Below are 17,133 nucleotides of genomic sequence, written 5' to 3'. Positions count from 1 at the left end.
TTTGAGGTGATATGATATGGCAAAGCATAGAGCAGGGAGAATTAATGAGGAAGTTAGACGAGAAGTATCAGACATAATACAGCATGAATTAAAAGATCCTAGAGTAAACACAATGATAAGTGTAACGAAAGTAGATGTTACAAAGGATTTAAGTTATGCTAAAGTGTATGTAAGTATTTTTGGGAATGAAGAAGCTAAAGAAGGTACTTTAAAAGCTCTAAAAAGTTCCGCAGGATTTATTAGAAGAGAAGTAGGACATAGAATAAAATTAAGAGTTACTCCGGAGATACTAATAGAACTAGATAATACTATAGAGCAGGGAATGCATATAGATGCAATTTTATCTAAAATAAAAAAGGAGCAGGATAGAAATGATAATGAATAATATTCTATCCCTTATTATGAAAAGTAATACGATAGGTATTACTTTTCATACTTCTCCAGATGGTGATTCATTAGGGAGTTCTCTAGGTTTATTACAAGCGTTAAGAAGACTTAATAAAAATGCTTATATTATATGTAAAGAAGAAATTGATAATACTTTTAGTTTTTTGCCTTATAGCATTGAGATAGATGGCAATGTAAGTACCGTACAAGAGGAAACTGATCTTGTTATAGTATTGGATTGTGGAAATTTTGAAAGAATAAATGCTAACTTAGATATGAAAAATAAAAATTATACATTAATTAATATAGATCATCACATATCTAATGGCTTATATGGAGACTTAAATTTTGTAGACACTAATTCTTCTTGTATGGCTGAGATAGTATATCAAATGTTAAGGTCACTTGGAGTAGAGATAGACCAAGATATAGCTAAGTGTCTTTATACATCTATATTAACAGATACAGGATCATTTAGATATTCTAATACTACCTCTGTTACTCATGCTATAGCTGGAGATTTAATAAATACGGGAATAGACTTTAGTGCTATACATAGAATTATATTTGACAATAAGGAATTCGTAAGATTTAAGCTTTATGGAGAAGTATTTAATAAAATGGAGCTTATAAATAGCAACATTTGTTTTATGGAAGTAACTCAAGAAATGTTCGGAAAATATAATATAGATCCAGGTACAGATACTTCAGATGTAGTTTCCTTTGGTAATCAAATTGAGGGAGTAGAAGTAACTGTTCTTTTTAAAGAAAAACAAAATGAAGTTAAATTAAGTATTAGGTCTAAATCAAAAGTAGATGTAAGAAAAATAGCTGAAAACTTTGGAGGCGGAGGCCATATAAGAGCGGCAGGGGCTGCTATTAAAGGTAAATCTCTAAAGGAAGCTAAGGAAGAATTACTAAAAATTATACAAAAAGAGTTGATATGATGAATGGAGTAATAAATGTATATAAACCTTCAGGTATTACTTCTTTTGATGTGGTAAGAACTATAAAAAGGCTTTCTAGAACTAAGAAAGTAGGTCATACAGGAACTTTAGATCCTATGGCTACAGGAGTACTTCCGATATGTATAGGTAATGCTACCAAAATTGTAGATTATATAATGCAAAATCATAAAGTATATAAAGCTACCTTAAAATTAGGAGTTACAACAGATACTTATGATAGGGAAGGGAAAATACTTTCTGAAAGTGAACTTAGTAATGTAACTAATAAACACATAGAAGAAGTTATTAGAGATTTTATTGGAGATATAGAACAAATGCCTCCTATGTATTCAGCATTGAAAGTTAATGGCAAAAGACTTTATGAGCTAGCACGACAAGGCATTGAAGTAGAAAGACAAAAGAGAAAAATAACTATATATGATATAAATATAGAAAATATAGATATTCCATATGTTAAATTTACTGTTAAATGTTCTAAGGGAACCTATATAAGAAGCTTATGTTATGACATAGGAGACATTTTAAAAGTTGGAGGAGCTATGTGGGATTTGGAGAGAGTTGAGACAGGTACTTTTTCTATAGAAAATTCCATAGCTTTAGAAGATTTAAATGAAGAAAATATTGAAAGTTTTATTATACCTATGCATGAAGCTTTGGCATATAAACCTATAGTATTTAGCAATAAATTTGAAAAGCTTCTTTTAAATGGAGTTACTATACAAAATCCTTTTGTAATTAAGGATATAGAAGAAAATATATTATATAAGGTATATATAGAAGAGAGATTTATAGGAATAGGTAAAAAAACTGAAAAGGGTTTTAAAGTAGAAAAATTACTTATTTAGAGGTAATAATATGGATTTATTGGGAGAAGAAATAAATAAAAAAATCCCTTATAAGACTTACATAGCATTAGGAAGTTTTGATGGCTTACATTTGGGACATAGGGCATTAGTACAAAAGGCTATGGAAGTGGCAAAGAAAAATAAAGGCAAGAGTATGATATATACATTTAAAAATCATCCTTTGTCTATTATAAATAAAGAGATAATGCCTAAGTTATTAATGGATAATGATATGAAAATAATGGCTTTAGAAAATATGGGAGTGGATTATTTAAGTTTAATAAATTTTAGTAGAGATTTTATGGAGGTTTCTCCTGAAGATTTTATTTGCAATATAGTTAAAAATTATAATGCAAAGGGTATTATAGTAGGATTTAATTATAGATTTGGATATAAGAACTTAGGAGATATAACACTTCTTAAAAAATTAAGTATTAAATATGATTTTAAACTTTATGTGATAAATCCTGTAAAACAAAATAATGAATTAGTATGTAGTTCACGAATACGAAATATAATATCGGAACAAGGAGATATTAAAAAAGCTAATTCTATGCTGTATGTACCATTTTCTATAGAGGGAAAAGTAGTAAGAGGAAGGCAAATTGGAAGGGAAATTGGGTTTCCAACTATAAATTTAGATTATAATAAAGATTTTGTTATACCTAAGGGTGGAGTATATTCTACTGTTGTGAAATACAATGATAAGCTTTATAAAGGGGTAACTAATATAGGATATAACCCAACTGTCGAAAACCAAAAACTTAGCATAGAAACTCATATATTAAATTTCAATAATAATATATATGATGAAACCATTAGAATTTATTTTACAGGAAGAATAAGAGATGAAAAGAAATTTGATTCTTTAGAAGAATTGGCTTGTAGGATAGGAAAAGATAAAGGATACGTGGAAAAGCAAAGTTTACAATTAATTTCAAAAAACAATTTACTTTTATAAGCTTATTTGATATACTTATTCAAGTGAACCTTACTCTATGATTACTGGATTGCCGTCGGTATTCTTGGAGAAGGGGGATTTAACAATTGGAGGTGTATTTTAATGGAAAAGGCAAGAAAAGAAGAATTATTAACTAAACACGCAAGACATGAGGGAGATACTGGTTCACCAGAAGTGCAGATAGCACTTTTAACTGAAAGAATCAATCACTTAAATGCTCACTTAAAGCTTCACAAGAAGGATCATCATTCTAGAAGAGGTCTTTTAATGATGGTTGGTAAGAGAAGAGGACTTTTAAACTACTTAGAAAAGAAAGATATTGAAAGATATCGTGCTATTATCAAAGAATTAGGATTAAGAAAATAATATCATTAAGAGCGGCTTTGTCCGCTCTATTATTTTGAATTAAGTAATTAATTTTGTATAAAAAATACCAAAATATACAATAATAATAGTGGAAATATCGAAGGGAGGTAAATTATGAATCATATGCTTGAAACTACTTTAGCCGGAAGAAAACTTAAAGTAGAGTTTGGGAAAGTAGGAATGCTTTCTGATTGTGCTATACTTATAAGTTATGGTGAAACAGTAGTACTTGTAAATGCAAATGCATCTAAAGAACCTAGAGCGGGAATTGACTTTTTCCCATTAAGTGTAGAATATGAAGAAAGACTTTATGCAGTAGGTAAAATACCAGGAGGCTTTATCAAGAGAGAAGGAAGACCTTCAGAAGATGCAATACTCACTGCTAGAGCTATAGATAGACCGTTAAGACCATTATTTCCTAAGGGATATAGAAATGATGTGCAAGTAGTATGTACGGTTGTATCAGTTGAACAAGATAATTCACCTAACATATTAGCTATGAATGGTGCTTCTTTAGCGTTATGTCTATCTTCAATTCCTTTTACCACACCAGTTGGAACAGTTTCTGTAGGGTTAGTTGACGGAAAATTTGTACTAAATCCAATTCAAGGTGAAAGAGAAAATAGTATTTTAAATTTAACTGTTTGTGCTACTAAAGAAAGAGTTACTATGATAGAAGCAGGTGCACATGAAGTTGATGAAGAAACCATGTATAATGCTATTATGTTTGGTTTTGAAGAATGTAAGAAAATAGTAGCTTTTCAAGAAGAAGCTATGCAAAAGTTTGGAAAGGAAAAGTTGGAACCAGTTTTACATAAAATGGATGAAAACTTAGAACAAGAAGTTAGAGATTACGCTTTCCAAATGGTAAAAGATGCAATGTATATAACAGATAAGGATCAAAGAAATGTTGCTATAGATGAAGTACGTACTAAGGTTTCAGAACAATTTGGAGAAAAATATCCTGAAAATGGTTCTGATATAGCTGATGTAGTATATAAACTTCAAAAAGAAATTGTTAGAACTATGATTTTAAGAGAAGGAAGAAGACCAGATGGCAGAGGGTTCAACCAAGTAAGACTTATAAGCTGCGAAGTAAGTCTTTTCCCAAGAACTCATGGTACAGGTTTATTTACAAGAGGACTTACTCAAGTTATGACAGCAGCTACAATTGGACCATTAGGTGATGTTCAAATATTAGATGGAATTGGTGAAGCAGAATCTAAAAGATATATGCATCATTATAACTTCCCATCTTATAGTGTTGGAGAAGTTAGGCCTCTTAGAGGACCAGGTAGAAGAGAAATCGGCCATGGTGCTTTAGCTGAAAAAGCATTAGAACCTCTTATTCCGTCTGAAGAAGAGTTCCCATATGCAGTTAGATTAGTTTCTGAAGTATTGAGTTCTAATGGATCAACTTCTCAAGCAAGTGTATGCGCTAGTACTTTAGCTTTACTAGATGCAGGAGTACCAATTAAAAGACCAGCAGCAGGTATAGCTATGGGACTTGTAACTAGCGATGACTTATCAGAAGAAGAAGTATTAACTGATATACAAGGTATTGAGGACTTCTTTGGAGATATGGACTTTAAAGTAGCAGGAACAGAAAAGGGAATAACCGCTATACAAGTAGATACTAAAATCAAAGGATTATCTAATGAATGTATAAAGAAAGCTATAGAAGATGCAAGAATAGCACGTTTATTTATACTAGGCAAGATGCAAGAATGTATACCTGAGCCAAGAAAAGAAATGTCTCCGTATGCTCCAAGGGTATATACTATGAGTATTGATCCAGAAAAGATAAGAGATGTTATAGGAGCAGGCGGTAAAACTATAAATAAGATCATAGCAGAAACTGGAGTAAAAATTGACATTAAAGAAGACGGAAAGATATATATATTATCTGATGATAGCGTAGGAGCTAATAAAGCTCTTAAGATAATAAATGATTTAACTAAAGTTGTGGAAGTAGGAGAAATATATTTAGGTAAGGTAACAAGAATAATGAATTTTGGAGCCTTTGTTGAAATTCTTCCAGGTAAAGAAGGATTAGTGCATATATCTAAATTAGACTTCACAAGAGTTAATAAAGTAGAAGATGTGGTTTCAGTAGGCGATGAAATACTCGTAAAAGTAACAGAAGTAGATGATCAAGGAAGAATAAATCTTTCAAGAAAAGATGCTATGAAAAATGAAGCAGATGAAGAGCAACAATCCGAAAAAACAATTGATAAGTAAAAGATAGAAGGGCTTTGTGCCTTTTTATTTTTTATTTTTTATAATTTATAGAATTGTGGGAGGCTAACAATGTATAATTTAATTACACTTAGAAATGGATTAAAGATTGCATTAGAAAAAATAGATTATGTAAATTCTGTTAGTGTAGGACTATGGGTAAAAAATGGGTCAAGAAATGAAAATAATTATAATAATGGTATTTCACATTTTATAGAACATATGTTTTTTAAGGGTACATATAATAGAAATGCTAAACAAATAGCAGAATCTATAGAAGATGTAGGCGGTCAACTTAATGCTTTTACTGGGAAAGAAAGTACTTGCTACTATGTTAAAATATTAGATAGTCATATTGAATTAGCTTTAGATGTTATAGCAGATATGCTTTTTAATAGCAAATTTGACAAAGAAGATATAGAAAAAGAAAAGGGCGTTATAATAGAAGAAATAAATATGAATGAAGATTCACCTGAGGATGTACTTATGGATCTTCATAGTAAGGCCATTTGGGGTGATGAAGCAATTGCACTTCCTATTTTAGGTTCTATAGATACAGTTACATCATTTACTAAAGAACAAATATTAGAATATATTAACGCTCGTTATGTTCCAGAAAATTGTGTGCTTTCTATTGCAGGAAAGTTTGATGCAAATGAAATTGAAAGTTTAGTAGAAAAATACTTTGGAAATTGGAAGTACAACAAAAATGAAGTTATAAATTACACTAAATCTAACATTCTTCATAATCATTTATTTCAAGAAAAGAAAATTGAACAGTTACATCTAAGTTTAGGTCTCAACGGATTAGAAATGGGGCATGAGGATGCTTATGCCCTTATATTATTAAATAATATTTTAGGCGGTGGAGCTTCTTCTATTTTGTTTCAAAAGATAAGAGAAGAAAAGGGAAGATGTTATTCTATATACTCTTATTTAAGTTCTTTTAGCAATACGGGAATAGTATCAATTTATACCGGATTAAATCCTAAATATTCTTTAGAAGTGGTAGAGCTTATTAAAGAAGAAGTAATTAAATTTTCTAAGAGCACTATTTCAAAGGAAAGATTGATAAAGAGCAAAGAACAAATGAAGGGCAATTATATTTTAGGACTAGAAAGTACTAGCAGCAGGATGTTTAACAATGGGAAATCCACATTATTTTTAGATAGAATAAATAAACCGGAAGATATAATTAAAAAAATAGATTCTATAGATATGGAAAAAATACAAAGAGTAATGGAGTATACTTTTAAAAATGGTATATTAAATTCTGCCTATGTAGGAGATAAATTAGATTTAAATGGAGTTAAGTCATTATTAGAAGAAGATATAACTTTATTTAAAAGTGATAGTAATGATATAATTGTGTAGTATTCAGTATAGAAGTAATAATTCCTTAATGTATTTCATATTATTTTATGAAATGCATTAAGGAGGTTTATAATATGGATGATGATATGAAACTATATAGTCAAATAGAAAGATATGAAATAATAAATATTAATGATGGAGATAAATATAGCTATTTATCTAATAATGATGTAGTAATTGATGAGGATGGAAATTTTAAACTGCTTATTTTAAATGATGTTAAAACTAAATTTAGCTTATTTGGGAAAAGTGAATTTATAGAAGTGCCTTGGGAAAATGTAAAAAAGATAGGTTCAAGAACTATAATACTAGATGTGGATGAAAAAATCTTAAAAAAGACACGAATGTAATTGGAGGGATGTAGATGAAGATAGTTGTACAAAAGTTTGGGGGAACATCTGTTTCAACTAAAGAAAGAAGAGAAATGGTAATAGAAAAAATATGTGAAGCAAAAAAAGAAGGCTTTTCTCCTGTTGTAGTAGTTTCAGCTATGGGGAGAAAGGGAGAGTCCTATGCTACAGATACACTTCTTTCCTTAGTAAGTGATAAATTAAAAGATGAAAATAAACTTTGTATAGATTTGCTTATGGGTTGTGGTGAAATTATAAGTACTGTTGTTATGACAGATGACTTATTAAACCATAAGGAAAAAGCTATTCCATTAACAGGAGGACAGGCTGGTATTTTAACAGATGATAACTATGGAAATGCCAATGTATTAAATGTAAATCCTGAAAATATATTAGAGGTTTTAAAGGAAGGTAATATTCCTGTAGTAGCAGGTTTCCAAGGTATAAGTAAAAAAGGATATATTACCACTTTAGGTAGAGGTGGAAGCGATGTAACTGCTGCATTACTTGGAGTAGCTCTTAATGCTGAACAAGTAGAGATTTATACTGATGTAGATGGTATAATGACAGCAGACCCTAGAATAGTTTCAGATGCCTCTTTAATCAAAGAAATAAGCTATAATGAAGTATTTCAATTTGCAGATCAAGGAGCTAAGGTTATACACCCTAGGGCAGTAGAAGTTGCTATGAAGTCCAATATTCCTCTGGTAATTAAAAATACTTTAAGTCCCTCAAAGGGAACTACTATAAATAATAATGGGGATTTAAAGATGGATAATATTATAACTGGTATTACCCATATGAGTGATAGAACTCAGGTGAGAGTTAGTTTAAAAGAAAATAATCAAAATGAAAACTACTATGAACTTTTAAACGTACTAGCACAAAATGAAATAAGTTTAGATTTAATTAATGTGTTTCCAGAGGAAAGTGTCTTTACCATAGATGGGAAAGATATAAGTAAATTTGATCATATAATGAAAAATCTAAATCTTTTATATACCTATACAGAAAATTGCAGTAAGATTGCTATTATAGGAAGTCGTATTAGAGGAATTCCAGGAGTAATGGCAAAAATCTTAAACTATTTGAACAAGGATAATATAAAAGTATTACAGACATCAGATTCTCATACAACTATTTGGTGTTTAGTAGAAGGTGAATATACTAAACAAGCTATAAATGCTCTGCACATAGGATTTAAACTAGGAGAAATAAAATAAATTTTATAGTATAATATTTCCTCTTATGCACAAAATAATTTGTGTTAGGAGGGGAACAAAATGATTAATGAAAAAGACCAAAGAGAACACATAAGAAATGAGCAATTAGAAAATATAAAGGAATTGGGTATAACAAATATTCCGATTAAAGATGATAAAATATATGTGTTGCCTATCATAGGGCAGATAGAGGGGCATAACATGGTTCCACCTCAGAGTAAAGCTACTAAATACGAACATGTTATTCCTCAATTAGTTAATATAGAAATGAATAGCGACGTTGAAGGAATACTGGTGGTTTTAAATACTGTAGGTGGTGATGTAGAAGCTGGGCTTGCTATTTCAGAAATGATAAATAGTTTAAGTAAACCTACAGTATCACTTGTAATAGGAGGAGGTCACTCCATTGGAGTTCCACTTGCCACATCTTCTAATTACTCATTTATTTCTCCTACAGCAACTATGATAATTCATCCTATAAGAATGAATGGCTTAGTAATAGGAGTTCCTCAAACCTTTGAGTATTTTAAAAAAATGCAGGAAAGAATAAATGATTTTATAGTAAGAACTTCTAGAATAGAAAAAGATACTTTACAAGAATTATTAACTAAAACAGATAATTTATTAAATGACATGGGTACCATACTTATTGGCAAGGAAGCGGTAGAATCTGGACTTATAGATGAAGTTGGAGGAATAAAAGAGGCAATAGATAAACTTAAAACATTAATAAATGCAAAGAAATTAACACCATAGGATTTTCCTATGGTTAATTTTTGTATAGACAAGCTTCTTTATAATAATTAAAATAGGTTATAGGAATATAGGGAGGTGAATTATTTGGCAAGAAAAAAAACTAAAAGAAAAGCTAAAGATAATAATGATATTAAAGGAATAATTTCTATTACTATTGGAATATTGATGATAATAAGTGTATTTTCACCAGCAGAATCTGGTGCAATAGGAAGGTTTATAAAAAAGGTCCTTATTTTTATATTTGGATTAGGTGCGTTTGTTTTTCCGTTTTTAATAGTTTTTATAGGAGTTTGTTTAATACTTAGAAGGGGAAAAATAAATTTTAATAGCAAGTTTTACGGTATAGTTCTTTTTATATCAGATACTCTTTTACTAATACATATGGCATCTATTGATAAATCTGCTTTAGAAAATGGAATAATTTCTAGTATACAAAGATTATATTATTCTGATTCCATAATGCATGGAGGAGTACTTTGTCATATAATCGATATACCTTTATATAATTTATTTGGTAAGCTTGGAAGCATTGTAATATTTATGGCTATATATATTATATCCTTTATAATGGTAAGTCAAATATCTTTATATAATGTAATAGAAGAATTAAGAAATAAAAAGAGGGAACAAAAGAATATACAGAAATTAATAGAGGAGAAACCTGAAGAGCTAGTAGCTTATGATAGCGATGAGGAAGTTGAGAAAAAAGAAAATAAGCTAAAAGTTATAAATTTATTTAAAAGGTCCACTATAGAAAGTGATAAAGATGAAAGTTCAGAAAAGGATTTGATGGAAAAAGAAAGGCAAATAAATATAAAATTTAGTAGTGAAAATAATACTAAAGCTGTGGACGAAGATATACATAAACAATTAGAAAATGAAATGAGTAAAGAAGATAATTTTGAGGTCGATTATGAATATTCTTATCCCCAGTTAAATCTTTTAAACGCTAATGTATCTTCTAAATTAAATAGAGAAGATAAAAAAGAACTTATAGATAATGCTAGTAAACTTGAAGAAACTTTATCTAGTTTTGGAGTAGAAGCTAAGGTAATACAAGTAACTAAGGGCCCATCTGTTACAAGATTTGAGCTTCAGCCAAGTTCTGGAGTAAAGGTAAGTAAAATAGTAAATCTTTCTGATGATATAGCACTTAGTTTAGCGGCTTCTGGAGTAAGAATAGAAGCTCCTATACCAGGTAAGTCTGCTGTAGGTATAGAAGTGCCTAATAGAGAATTAACTTCTGTTTATTTGCGAGAAGTATTAGAATCTGATGAATATAAAAATTTCAATAAAAATTTAGCCTTTGCACTTGGAAAAGATATAGGTGGAAATTGTGTAGTTACAGATTTAGCTAAAATGCCACATCTACTCATAGCAGGAGCCACAGGTTCAGGTAAAAGTGTATGTATAAATACACTTATAATGAGTTTACTTTTTAAATATTCACCTGAAAATGTGAAGTTGCTTATGATAGATCCTAAAGTAGTAGAACTTAGCATATATAATGGAATTCCACATCTTTTAATACCTGTAGTTACAGAACCTAAAAAAGCTGCAGGAGCTCTTAATTGGGCAGTTAATGAGATGACAAGAAGATATAAAATATTTGCAGAAAACAATGTAAGAAATATAGAAAGCTATAACGAGTTATATGAAAAAGGGAAAATAGATAAGAAGTTACCATTAATAGTTATGATAATAGATGAATTAGCTGACTTAATGATGGTATGCCCAAATGATATAGAAGACTATATAGGACGTCTTGCTCAAATGGCAAGGGCAGCAGGTATGCATCTTGTAATAGCAACTCAAAGACCTTCTGTAGATGTAATTACTGGAGTTATTAAAGCAAATATACCATCTAGAATATCTTTTGCAGTTTCTAGTCAGGTGGATTCAAGAACTATTTTAGATATGGCTGGAGCAGAAAAACTTTTAGGTAAAGGTGATATGCTTTTTTATCCCACAGGTGAAGCAAAACCGCTTAGAATACAGGGTGCATTTATTTCAGAGGAAGAAGTAGAAAAAGTAGTAGAATTTATAAAAAATGCTCAAGAAGAAGTAGAATATGAAAATAGCATTATAGAAGAAATAAATACGGTTACAAAGGTAAATGAAGATGATAAGGATGAATTATTGGAAGAAGCAATAAGAATAGTTATAGAAACTAGCCAAGCTTCAACATCTCTTTTGCAAAGAAGGCTTAGAATAGGTTATAATAGAGCAGCTAGAATAATAGAACAATTAGAAGAAAGAGGAATTATTTCTGGAAGAGACGGAAGTAAACCAAGGCAAATACTAGTAGATAAAGATAATATGGAGTAGGAGGACAATTATGGAAAAGTTAAAGGTAGGAATAGTAAGCTTAGGGTGTGATAAAAATAGGGTGGATAGTGAGATAGTATTAGATAAATTGGGTAGAAGTTATGCTATTACAAATAACCCTAAGGATTCAGATATAATTTTAGTAAATACTTGTGGCTTTATAGAATCATCTAAGCAAGAATCTATAGATACAATTTTAGAAATGAGTGAATATAAAAAAGGTAAATGTAAGGTTATAGTTGTAACAGGATGTTTAACTCAAAGATATGGAAAAGAGCTGCAAGAGCTTTTACCTGAAGCAGATGTAATACTTGGAGTAAATGACTATGATAAATTGGAAGAAGCTATAGATAGAGCTTTAATGAATAATGAAAAGTCAATTTATTGTAACTATAGTGACGTAAATATAAATGAAGGCCAAAGAGTGCTTACAACATCTAAACACTATGCATATGTAAGAATAGGAGAGGGATGTAGTAATTTTTGTACCTACTGTGCAATTCCACGTATAAGAGGAAAATATAGAAGTAGAAAGATAGAAAGTGTGTTAGAAGAAGTAAAATCTTTAGGAGCACAAGGTGTAAAGGAAATAATATTAGTAGCACAAGATACAACTAGATATGGAATAGATCTATATAATAAAAAGATGCTTCCAGAACTTATAAGAGAAATATCTAAGGTAGATGATATAAAATGGATAAGAGTGCTTTATTGTTATCCAGAAGAAATAACAGATGAACTTATAAATGAGATAAAAGTTAATGATAAAGTTTGTAAGTACTTAGATATACCAGTGCAGCATATAAGCAATAATGTGTTAAAGCTTATGGGAAGAAGAGGAAGAAAAGAAGAAATAATAAATGTAATACAAAAACTCAGACATGAGATACCAGGTATGACTATAAGAACTTCATTGATTGTAGGTTTTCCTGGTGAAAGTGAAAGTGATTTTGAAGAATTAAAAGAATTTGTAAGAGATACTAAAATTGATAAATTAGGAGTATTTAGATATTCTCAAGAAGAAGGAACGCCAGCAGCAGAAATGGAAAATCAAATAGATGAAGAGATAAAAGAAAAAAGAGAAAAAGAAATTATGATCATACAGCAAGAAAATTCTTGTGAAATAAATAAGAATAAAGTGGGTAAGATATATGAAGTTGTTGTAGAAAGCTTTGATGGAGAGTATTATATTGGAAGAAGCTATGAAATGACTCCCGAAATAGATGGTGCAATTTATTTCAAATGTGATAAAATATTAAATATAGGCAATTTTGTTAAAATTAAAATTGAGCAAAATTTAGAATATGATTTAATGGGAGTTGTATATTATGAATCTAGCAAATAAACTAACTATTATCAGGATGATTTTGGTTCCGGTATTTTTAGTATTTTTAGCAGCACAAAGAATGCCTTATGGCAAAAGTATAGCAACTATTATTTTCATCCTGGCAGCACTTACAGATAAGCTAGATGGCTACATAGCAAGAAGTAGAAATCAAGTAACTCGTTTTGGAAAGTTTATGGATCCTTTAGCAGATAAACTTTTAGTTACAGCAGCGCTAGTATCACTAGTAGAGTTTCAAGTACTTCCTGCGTGGGCAGCTATGATAATAATAGCAAGAGAATTTGCTGTAACAGGACTTCGATCTGTAGCAGCAGCAGAAGGTATAGTTATAGCAGCTAGCGGATGGGGTAAAGCTAAGACCGTTACTCAAATAGTTGCTATAATAGCAGCACTAATTGATTTAAATAAGGATATTTTAAGTGCTTCATCAGTATTTACTATTATACCATTTAGCTATTTAGAGCTAATTGCTCAAATATCTATGGCACTTGCTATAATAATAACTATTGTGTCTGGAGTAGATTATTTTGTTAAAAATAAAGAAGCTATAAAACCTGACAGATAGGGTTTGGTATTGATTAGAAAATATAAATTTGTATATAATAATTATTGCAGTGATTAAATGGCTATAGTTCCTAGATTTTCTAGGAACTATATTCTTATGTTGACCGTATAATAAATTTATTATATAATTAGTTATGTAGAACAAATGTTCGAATGATGAAAAGTATGAAAGGACGGTGACTCCCTTTAAGGGGATAACATGAATAATGATAAATTAAAAGCAATTGAAGCAGCTATGGGACAAATAGAAAAACAATTTGGAAAAGGATCTATAATGAAACTTGGAGAACATAGTGTATTAAACTTAGATTCTATTTCTACTGGATGTTTAGGACTAGATATAGCATTAGGTATAGGTGGAGTACCAAGAGGAAGAATAATAGAAATATATGGACCAGAATCATCAGGTAAAACTACTGTAGCACTGCATATAGTAGCTGAGGCTCAAAAGCTTGGAGGAAGTGCTGCTTATGTTGATGCAGAACATGCACTAGATCCATCATATGCTAAAAAATTAGGAGTAGACATTGACAATTTAATAGTTTCCCAACCAGATACAGGGGAACAAGGACTTGAAATTACAGAAGCATTAGTAAGATCAAATGCCATAGATGTAATAGTAGTAGATTCTGTAGCCGCATTAGTTCCAAGAGCAGAAATTGAAGGAGAAATGGGCGATTCTCATGTGGGATTACAGGCAAGACTTATGTCACAAGCTTTAAGAAAATTAGCAGGCTCTATTAGCAAATCTAAATGTGTAGCAATTTTTATAAATCAGCTTAGAGAAAAAGTAGGGGTTATGTTCGGAAGTCCTGAAACTACTACAGGTGGTAGAGCTTTAAAGTTTTATTCTAGTGTAAGAATGGATATTAGAAGAATAGATTCTATAAAACAAGGTGATGAAGTTGTTGGAAATAGAACAAGAGTAAAACTAACTAAAAATAAAGTAGCACCCCCATTTAAAAATGCCGAATTTGATATAATGTATAATGAAGGAATATCAAGAACAGGTGATGTCTTAGATATAGGAGTAAAGGAAGAAATAATTCAAAAAAGTGGAGCGTGGTTTTCATATAATGATATAAGACTTGGTCAAGGAAGAGAAAATGCTAAACAATTTTTAAAGGAAAATTTAGAAGTGCTTATGGAAGTAGAAAATAAGATAAGACAAAAACATGAATTACCTTTAAGGGAAGAAGAGAAATCACCAAAGGAAGACAATAAACAACCGAAAAATGATAAATAATAGCATAAAAGAAAAATAATGATTAATTAGCTAGCTGTTCCACATATATAACTTGACATAATGACAAAATTAATATAAAATAAATACAAAATCTGGTTTAGCGAAAACATCCATTTGAATACTATGACACCTTTCTATGCTTTTATATTTACTAAAAATAGATAGAAAAGAGAAGCAAAGGAGGTGTTCATGTGAATCCAGTTTATACTATAGTAATACCTGTTATAATAGCAGTCATTGCTATATATGTGGATTTTTATATAAGAAAAAACGTTTCCATAGCAAAAATTTCAAATGCTGAGGAAGAAGCCAAAAGAATAATAGGTGAAGCTGAAAAAAATGCTGAATCTCAAAAGAAAGAAGCAATTCTTGAGGCAAAGGAAGAAGTCCACAAATTAAGAAATGATGTTGAAAGAGAATCTAGAGATAGACGTAATGAAATACAGCGTCTAGAAAGAAGAATACTTCAGAGAGAAGAACTGCTTGATAAGAAAAGTGATATGCTTGAGAAAAGAGAAGAAAATTTAAATAAAAAACAGCAAGAATTAGCTGACTTAGAAGCAAGTATCGAAGAAGTTTACACTAAGCAAAGAGAAGAATTAGAAAGATTATCAGGTTTAACTTCAGATCAAGCAAAGGAAATATTACTTGAAGAAGTTAGCAAGGAAATAAAACACGAAACCGCTATGATGATTAAAGAAGTGGAAATGCGAGCTAAGGAAGAAGCCGATAAAAAGGCAAGAGAAATTATAACATATGCTATTCAAAGATGTGCTGCAGATCATGTTGCAGAAACAACAGTACATGTGGTGAATCTTCCTAATGATGAAATGAAAGGACGTATAATAGGTAGAGAAGGTAGAAATATACGTACCTTGGAAACTCTTACAGGAGTAGATTTAATTATAGATGATACTCCAGAAGCTGTAATTCTTTCAAGCTTTGATCCAATAAGACGAGAAGTGGCAAGGATAGCCCTTGAAAAGCTTATAATGGATGGCAGAATTCATCCTGCGAGAATAGAAGAAATGGTTGAAAAGGCCAAAAAAGAAGTGGAAAATAATATTAGAGAAGAAGGCGAACAGGCAACTTTTGAGACTGGGGTACATGGTCTTCATTCAGAATTAATAAGATTACTTGGAAGGTTAAAATACAGAACTAGTTATGGTCAAAACGTATTAAAACATTCTATAGAAGTATCTTATTTAGCCGGTTTAATGGCATCTGAGTTAGGAATGGATCCTACGCTTGCTAAAAGGGCTGGTTTACTCCATGATATTGGTAAAGCAGTAGATCATGAAGTAGAAGGTCCGCATGCATTAATAGGTGCGGAAATAGCTAAAAAATGTCATGAATCTTCTATAATAGTAAATGCCATAGCAGCTCATCATGGTGATGTAGAGTTCCAATCCCTTGAAGGAATATTAGTTCAAGCAGCAGATGCTATTTCTGCAGCAAGACCAGCTGCTAGAAGGGAAACTTTAGAAGCGTACATCAAAAGGCTAGAAAAACTTGAAGAAATAGCAAATTCATATGAAGGCGTAGAAAAGTCATATGCCATTCAAGCGGGTAGAGAAGTGAGAATAATAGTTAAACCAGAAGAAATAGATGATGCCGGATCAGTTGAAATGGCAAGAAATATTGTCAAGAAAATTGAAGGCGAATTAGAATATCCAGGTCAAATTAAAGTTAATGTTATTAGAGAAACCCGAGCAATAGAATACGCAAAGTAAATAATCAATCCTTTTAATTTTGTAAATTCTAGAAATTTTGCAGAATTAAAAGGATTTTTTCATTTTTATTTTGTAAATACTAGAAATTTTGCAAAATTAAAAGGATTTTTTCATTATATGTAGAATATTATAAATAAAGTAATAATAAATAAAGTTATATATATAGGAGGTTTATTATGGAAGTATTAAAAGTTTCAGCAAAATCAAGTCCAAATAAGGTTGCAGGAGCATTAGCAGGGGTTTTAAGAGAAAAGGGAGGAGCAGAAATACAGGCTATTGGAGCTGGAGCGTTAAATCAAGCTATTAAATCTGTAGCTATTGCAAGAGGATTTGTAGCACCAAGTGGAATAGATTTAGTATGCATACCAGCTTTTACTGATATAGAAATTGATGGTGAAGAAAGAACAGCTATCAAGCTTATAATTCAGCCAAGATAGTTAATATATTTA

General features: G+C 30.5%; 16 protein-coding genes. All 16 read left to right on the top strand.

Annotated features, from left to right (window positions below; all coding sequences use genetic code 11):
* Positions 1 to 16: 16 nt before the first annotated feature.
* The 16 genes from rbfA (at position 17) to CRN98_RS00610 (ending at position 17,121) form a co-directional block, all read left to right on the top strand.
* Positions 17 to 385: a 30S ribosome-binding factor RbfA gene (gene rbfA, locus CRN98_RS00685; RefSeq protein WP_097025495.1), complete on the top strand. Its 369-nt coding sequence runs from the start codon at positions 17 to 19 to the stop codon at positions 383 to 385.
* Positions 372 to 1,334: a DHH family phosphoesterase gene (locus CRN98_RS00680; RefSeq protein WP_097025494.1), complete on the top strand. Its 963-nt coding sequence runs from the start codon at positions 372 to 374 to the stop codon at positions 1,332 to 1,334. Before rbfA ends, CRN98_RS00680 begins: the two co-directional genes overlap by 14 nt.
* On the top strand, positions 1,334 to 2,200 hold the full coding sequence (gene truB, locus CRN98_RS00675) for a tRNA pseudouridine(55) synthase TruB (protein WP_097025493.1): 867 nt from the start codon (positions 1,334 to 1,336) through the stop codon (positions 2,198 to 2,200). Before CRN98_RS00680 ends, truB begins: the two co-directional genes overlap by 1 nt.
* Positions 2,201 to 2,210: 10 nt before the next feature.
* Positions 2,211 to 3,161 carry a bifunctional riboflavin kinase/FAD synthetase gene (locus tag CRN98_RS00670; protein ID WP_097025492.1) on the top strand — a complete coding sequence of 317 codons (951 nt, stop codon included), beginning with the start codon at positions 2,211 to 2,213 and terminating at the stop codon, positions 3,159 to 3,161.
* A 102-nt stretch (positions 3,162 to 3,263) separates the two neighbouring features.
* Positions 3,264 to 3,527 carry a 30S ribosomal protein S15 gene (rpsO, locus tag CRN98_RS00665; RefSeq protein WP_035307656.1) on the top strand — a complete coding sequence of 88 codons (264 nt, stop codon included), beginning with the start codon at positions 3,264 to 3,266 and terminating at the stop codon, positions 3,525 to 3,527.
* Positions 3,528 to 3,641: 114 nt separating this feature from the next.
* Positions 3,642 to 5,768 (top strand): polyribonucleotide nucleotidyltransferase, encoded by a 2,127-nt coding sequence (locus CRN98_RS00660; protein ID WP_097025491.1) that lies wholly within the window; start codon positions 3,642 to 3,644, stop codon positions 5,766 to 5,768.
* A 69-nt stretch (positions 5,769 to 5,837) separates the two neighbouring features.
* On the top strand, positions 5,838 to 7,139 hold the full coding sequence (locus tag CRN98_RS00655) for a M16 family metallopeptidase (RefSeq protein ID WP_097025490.1): 1,302 nt from the start codon (positions 5,838 to 5,840) through the stop codon (positions 7,137 to 7,139).
* A gap of 74 nt (positions 7,140 to 7,213) precedes the next feature.
* Positions 7,214 to 7,489 (top strand): YlmC/YmxH family sporulation protein, encoded by a 276-nt coding sequence (locus tag CRN98_RS00650; protein WP_097025489.1) that lies wholly within the window; start codon positions 7,214 to 7,216, stop codon positions 7,487 to 7,489.
* A gap of 14 nt (positions 7,490 to 7,503) precedes the next feature.
* On the top strand, positions 7,504 to 8,712 hold the full coding sequence (gene dapG / locus CRN98_RS00645; RefSeq protein WP_097025488.1) for an aspartate kinase: 1,209 nt from the start codon (positions 7,504 to 7,506) through the stop codon (positions 8,710 to 8,712).
* Positions 8,713 to 8,772: 60 nt separating this feature from the next.
* Positions 8,773 to 9,468 carry a ClpP family protease gene (locus CRN98_RS00640; RefSeq protein ID WP_097025487.1) on the top strand — a complete coding sequence of 232 codons (696 nt, stop codon included), beginning with the start codon at positions 8,773 to 8,775 and terminating at the stop codon, positions 9,466 to 9,468.
* 84 nt (positions 9,469 to 9,552) lie between these two features.
* Positions 9,553 to 11,796 carry an FtsK/SpoIIIE family DNA translocase gene (locus CRN98_RS00635; protein WP_097025486.1) on the top strand — a complete coding sequence of 748 codons (2,244 nt, stop codon included), beginning with the start codon at positions 9,553 to 9,555 and terminating at the stop codon, positions 11,794 to 11,796.
* 10 nt (positions 11,797 to 11,806) lie between these two features.
* Positions 11,807 to 13,141, top strand: coding sequence for a 30S ribosomal protein S12 methylthiotransferase RimO (gene rimO, locus CRN98_RS00630; RefSeq protein ID WP_097025485.1), 1,335 nt, complete (start codon positions 11,807 to 11,809; stop codon positions 13,139 to 13,141).
* Positions 13,125 to 13,706 carry a CDP-diacylglycerol--glycerol-3-phosphate 3-phosphatidyltransferase gene (gene pgsA / locus CRN98_RS00625; RefSeq protein ID WP_097025484.1) on the top strand — a complete coding sequence of 194 codons (582 nt, stop codon included), beginning with the start codon at positions 13,125 to 13,127 and terminating at the stop codon, positions 13,704 to 13,706. Before rimO ends, pgsA begins: the two co-directional genes overlap by 17 nt.
* Positions 13,707 to 13,904: 198 nt before the next feature.
* Positions 13,905 to 14,951, top strand: a complete 1,047-nt coding sequence (gene recA / locus CRN98_RS00620) for a recombinase RecA (RefSeq protein WP_097025483.1) — start codon at positions 13,905 to 13,907, stop codon at positions 14,949 to 14,951.
* A gap of 191 nt (positions 14,952 to 15,142) precedes the next feature.
* Positions 15,143 to 16,684, top strand: coding sequence for a ribonuclease Y (rny, locus tag CRN98_RS00615; RefSeq protein ID WP_097025482.1), 1,542 nt, complete (start codon positions 15,143 to 15,145; stop codon positions 16,682 to 16,684).
* Positions 16,685 to 16,860: 176 nt separating this feature from the next.
* The gene (locus CRN98_RS00610; protein ID WP_035307675.1) at positions 16,861 to 17,121 is read left to right on the top strand and encodes a stage V sporulation protein S; all 261 of its coding nucleotides are present in this window, start codon (positions 16,861 to 16,863) and stop codon (positions 17,119 to 17,121) included.
* The last annotated feature ends 12 nt before the right edge of the window (positions 17,122 to 17,133 follow it).

It is taken from the genome of Clostridium peptidivorans (genome assembly GCF_900205925.1).
Lineage (GTDB): Bacteria > Bacillota > Clostridia > Clostridiales > Clostridiaceae > Clostridium_AK > Clostridium_AK peptidivorans.
This window is presented reverse-complemented; position numbering and strand designations above follow the sequence as displayed.

Excerpts from the sequence above, each read along its gene's own strand:
- rbfA (WP_097025495.1), top strand. The coding sequence starts at position 17 with ATGGCAAAGCATAGAGCAGGGAGAATTAATGAGGAAGTTAGACGAGAA.
- CRN98_RS00680 (WP_097025494.1), top strand. The coding sequence starts at position 372 with ATGATAATGAATAATATTCTATCCCTTATTATGAAAAGTAATACGATA.
- truB (WP_097025493.1), top strand. The coding sequence starts at position 1,334 with ATGAATGGAGTAATAAATGTATATAAACCTTCAGGTATTACTTCTTTT.
- CRN98_RS00670 (WP_097025492.1), top strand. The coding sequence starts at position 2,211 with ATGGATTTATTGGGAGAAGAAATAAATAAAAAAATCCCTTATAAGACT.
- rpsO (WP_035307656.1), top strand. The coding sequence starts at position 3,264 with ATGGAAAAGGCAAGAAAAGAAGAATTATTAACTAAACACGCAAGACAT.
- CRN98_RS00660 (WP_097025491.1), top strand. The coding sequence starts at position 3,642 with ATGAATCATATGCTTGAAACTACTTTAGCCGGAAGAAAACTTAAAGTA.
- CRN98_RS00655 (WP_097025490.1), top strand. The coding sequence starts at position 5,838 with ATGTATAATTTAATTACACTTAGAAATGGATTAAAGATTGCATTAGAA.
- CRN98_RS00650 (WP_097025489.1), top strand. The coding sequence starts at position 7,214 with ATGGATGATGATATGAAACTATATAGTCAAATAGAAAGATATGAAATA.
- dapG (WP_097025488.1), top strand. The coding sequence starts at position 7,504 with ATGAAGATAGTTGTACAAAAGTTTGGGGGAACATCTGTTTCAACTAAA.
- CRN98_RS00640 (WP_097025487.1), top strand. The coding sequence starts at position 8,773 with ATGATTAATGAAAAAGACCAAAGAGAACACATAAGAAATGAGCAATTA.
- rimO (WP_097025485.1), top strand. The coding sequence starts at position 11,807 with ATGGAAAAGTTAAAGGTAGGAATAGTAAGCTTAGGGTGTGATAAAAAT.
- pgsA (WP_097025484.1), top strand. The coding sequence starts at position 13,125 with ATGAATCTAGCAAATAAACTAACTATTATCAGGATGATTTTGGTTCCG.
- recA (WP_097025483.1), top strand. The coding sequence starts at position 13,905 with ATGAATAATGATAAATTAAAAGCAATTGAAGCAGCTATGGGACAAATA.
- CRN98_RS00610 (WP_035307675.1), top strand. The coding sequence starts at position 16,861 with ATGGAAGTATTAAAAGTTTCAGCAAAATCAAGTCCAAATAAGGTTGCA.